Origin of the sequence: Streptomyces sp. TBY4 (assembly GCF_024213195.1) — a bacterium.
Classification (GTDB): Bacteria; Actinomycetota; Actinomycetes; order Streptomycetales; family Streptomycetaceae; genus Streptomyces.
The window spans coordinates 1-3,141 of record NZ_JANAVF010000039.1; the positions used below are offsets into that span (position 1 = coordinate 1).

3 protein-coding genes are annotated in these 3,141 nt (G+C 66.9%); all 3 read left to right on the forward strand.

Going from position 1 to position 3,141, the window contains the following annotated elements:
- Positions 1–182: 182 nt before the first annotated feature.
- From istA to NLX94_RS38610, 3 genes are read left to right on the forward strand one after another with little or no spacing between them, the layout of a single operon-like run.
- Entirely contained in the window at positions 183–1,778 is a 1,596-nt protein-coding gene (istA, locus tag NLX94_RS38600) for an IS21 family transposase (RefSeq protein ID WP_254387974.1), read from the forward strand.
- Positions 1,778–2,536: an IS21-like element helper ATPase IstB gene (istB, locus tag NLX94_RS38605; RefSeq protein ID WP_254387975.1), complete on the forward strand. Its 759-nt coding sequence runs from the start codon at positions 1,778–1,780 to the stop codon at positions 2,534–2,536. The genes istA and istB overlap by 1 nt, the downstream gene beginning before the upstream one ends.
- Before the next feature lie 35 nt (positions 2,537–2,571).
- Complete coding sequence (locus NLX94_RS38610; RefSeq protein ID WP_254387976.1) at positions 2,572–3,096, forward strand: YfbM family protein; 525 nt, start codon at positions 2,572–2,574, stop codon at positions 3,094–3,096.
- Positions 3,097–3,141: the final 45 nt, after the last annotated feature.

The window sequence follows — 3,141 nt, forward strand, 5'->3', positions numbered from 1 at the left end:
TTTTCCCCATCTCGGGTGGTTTGAGCGTCATGTAATTCCTCATCCCGACTTCTCCTAATTGGCCATGGGTACGACGGAGTTCGGGATCGAGGGACCTGGTCATCGCGGAGGCGCGTGGGCGGCCCTGGGCCTGTGGTTCGGAAGGCCGATGGTCAGCCCGGATGGCAAGGAGAACGTTCGTCGTGGTCGACATCACGGAGATCTACGTCCACTGGTACGCGGGTCGCTCGAAGAGCGAGCTGGCCGCTTCGCTGGGGGTGGACCGCAAGACGATCAGGAAGTACCTGGAGCCGGCGGAGGCGTCCGGGATCACGCCGGGCGGGCCGCCGATGCGGGAGGCCGACTGGGCCAAGCTGATCATGAGCTGGTTCCCCGAACTCGCTGACCGGCGGCTGCGGCAGATCACCTGGCCCGACATCGACCAGCACCGCGACTACATCAAGAACCTGCTGGGGACGGTGACCGTCTCGACGATCCACCAGCGGCTGCGGGACGAGTACAAGCTGGACGTGTCGATCTCCTCGTTCCGCCGCTGGGTGCACGCCACGCTCCCCGATGAGACGACAAGGTCGCAGGTCACGGTCTTGCGCGATGACGTCGAACCGGGCTCGGAGGCCCAGATCGACTACGGCCACCTTGGCCAGTGGACCAATCCGAAGACCGGCAAGCGGCACCGGATCTGGGCCTTTGTGATGGTGCTGCCGTGCTCGCGGCACATGTTCGTCCGCCCGGTCCTCTATCTGCACCAGCACGCCTGGACCGAGGCCCACGTCGCCGCCTTCCGCTACTTCGGGGGCGTCCCGCGACGACTGGTGCCGGACAACCTGCGGACCGGGGTCGACAAGCCCGATCTCTACGATCCGAAGATCAACAAGGCGTATGCCGAGCTCGCCACCCACTACGGCGCCCTGGTCGATCCGGCCCGAGCGGCCCGGCCCAAGGACAAGCCGCGGGTCGAGCGGCCGATGCCCTACATCCGGGACTCGTTCTGGCGCGGTCGGGAGTTCACCTCGATCGAGCACATGCAGGCCGAGGCTGTGACCTGGAGCCAGAAGGTGGCGGGCCGGCGGCAGTGCCGGCCGTTGCAGGGGGCCGCCCCGATGGCGGTGTTCGAGGCGATCGAAGCAGAGACCTTGCTGCCTCTGCCAGCCACTGCGTTCGTGCTGGCCCGTTGGTCGACGGCGGTGGTCGGGCCGGACATCCACGTCAAGGTCGGCCGCACCCTCTACTCGGTTCCCTGGAAACTGATCGGCCGCCGGGTCGATGTCCGCTCGACCGCCACGATGGTGCAGGTCTTCCTCGACGGCGACCTGGTCAAGACCCACGTGGCGCTTGAGCAGGGAAAACGCACCGACAGGAGCGACTACCCGCCGGAGAAGATCGCCTTCCAGATGCGCACGCCGATCTGGTGCCGGACCCAGGCATCCGAGGTCGGGGACGCCTGCCGGACCGTGGTCGACCAGCTGCTGGAGGTCAACGCGCTCTACCGGCTCCGCGCCGCCCAGGGGATCCTCGGGCTGAGGAAGAAGTACGGCGACGCGAGGCTGGAGGCCGCCTGCGCGAGGGCCATCACGGTCGGAGACCCGTCCTACCGCACCATCAAGGGCATCCTGATCGCCGGCACAGAGACCGATCCGGAGCCCGAATCGAGCGGGGACGCGGGAGCCGCCGCATTCCTCCACGGGCCCAAGCGGCTGTTCGCCTCCGTCGCCCCGTCCGAGACGGCGGATGAACTCCACGACGACCAGGTCCACGGCGAAGCTGAGGGAAGCATCTGATGAGCGTGATGGATTCTGCCCTGCGCGAGTCGCTGAAGTCGCTGCGGCTCTCGGGGATGCTGGAAACCCTCGATGCCCGCCTTGCCCAGGCCCACGGCGGCGAACTCGGCCACCTCGACTTCCTGCAGGTCCTCTGCCAGGACGAGATCACCCGCCGCGAGACCGTCGCCTTCCAACGGCGCCTGACCCGGGCGAAGTTCGAGCAGCAGGTCACCCTGGAAGAGTTCGACTTCACCGCCTCCTCGAAGCTCCCGGCCGCCCAGATCCGCGACCTCGGGGCCCTGCGCTGGCTCCACTCCGGCGAGTCGGTCATCCTCTTCGGACCGGTCGGGGTCGGAAAGACACACGTCGCCCAGGCCCTCGGCCACCTCGCCGTCCGCCAGGGCGCCCACGTCCGCTTCGCCAAGACCAGCCGGATCCTCGCCGACCTCGCCGGCGGCCACGCGGACCGCACCTGGGACAAGCGGATCCGTGAACTGGTACGGCCCGACGTGCTCATCCTCGACGACTTCGCCATGCGCCAGCTCGGCGCGGCCCAGGCCGATGACCTCTACGAACTGGTCAGCGAACGGCAGGGCAGGTCCCTGATCATCACCAGCAACCGGGCACCCAGCGACTGGTATCCGCTCTTCCCCAACCCCGTCGTCGCCGAATCCCTCCTGGACCGACTGATCAACACCAGCCACCAGGTCATCATGAACGGCCCCAGCTACCGCCCCAACAAGCGCCCCAAGAACCCCACCGACAAGACCAAGTAGGGAAAACCGGTGGACGCCGTCGGGATACTTCCGTCATGGCCGTCACTCAACAACTTGCCCGCATCTCAGCGGAGTATCTCGCCTCCCGCCGCCAGTCAGCTGGCGAATCACTGGATGGAGATCCTCACTGGGATCCGCCCACGGCGGACATCCTGGACCTGGACTGGGCGCCGACTCTGCTCGAACGGATCTGCGAACTGGCAGGTCTCGATGACGTCCACCTGAACGCTCTGCGACAGTCCACCGAGGGCGACACCGCAATCGACCTCGGCTTCCTCAACACGCACCCGCATGCCATCGGCCCCTTCGGATCCGCTCCCACGGCCCTCTCCGCGGCTCAAGTGGCTCGCGTCTCAGACCTGCTCTGGCAGATCGACTTTCCCGCCCTCCTGGACACCCTGCCGACCGACGAAAGAGAGGCCGCTTCCTTGATCGGCGATGGGGCGGACAGGATCGTCGGCGGCCTGAGGAAGTACCTGCTCGGACACTTCAATGCCCTGCGAGAGTTCTACCGTGACGCCTCCCAACGGCGCCTTCTTCTCGTGCTGTGGTGGGACTGACACAGGGCGACCCTCCAGTCAGTTCACGGCAGCATCTGGGGAATT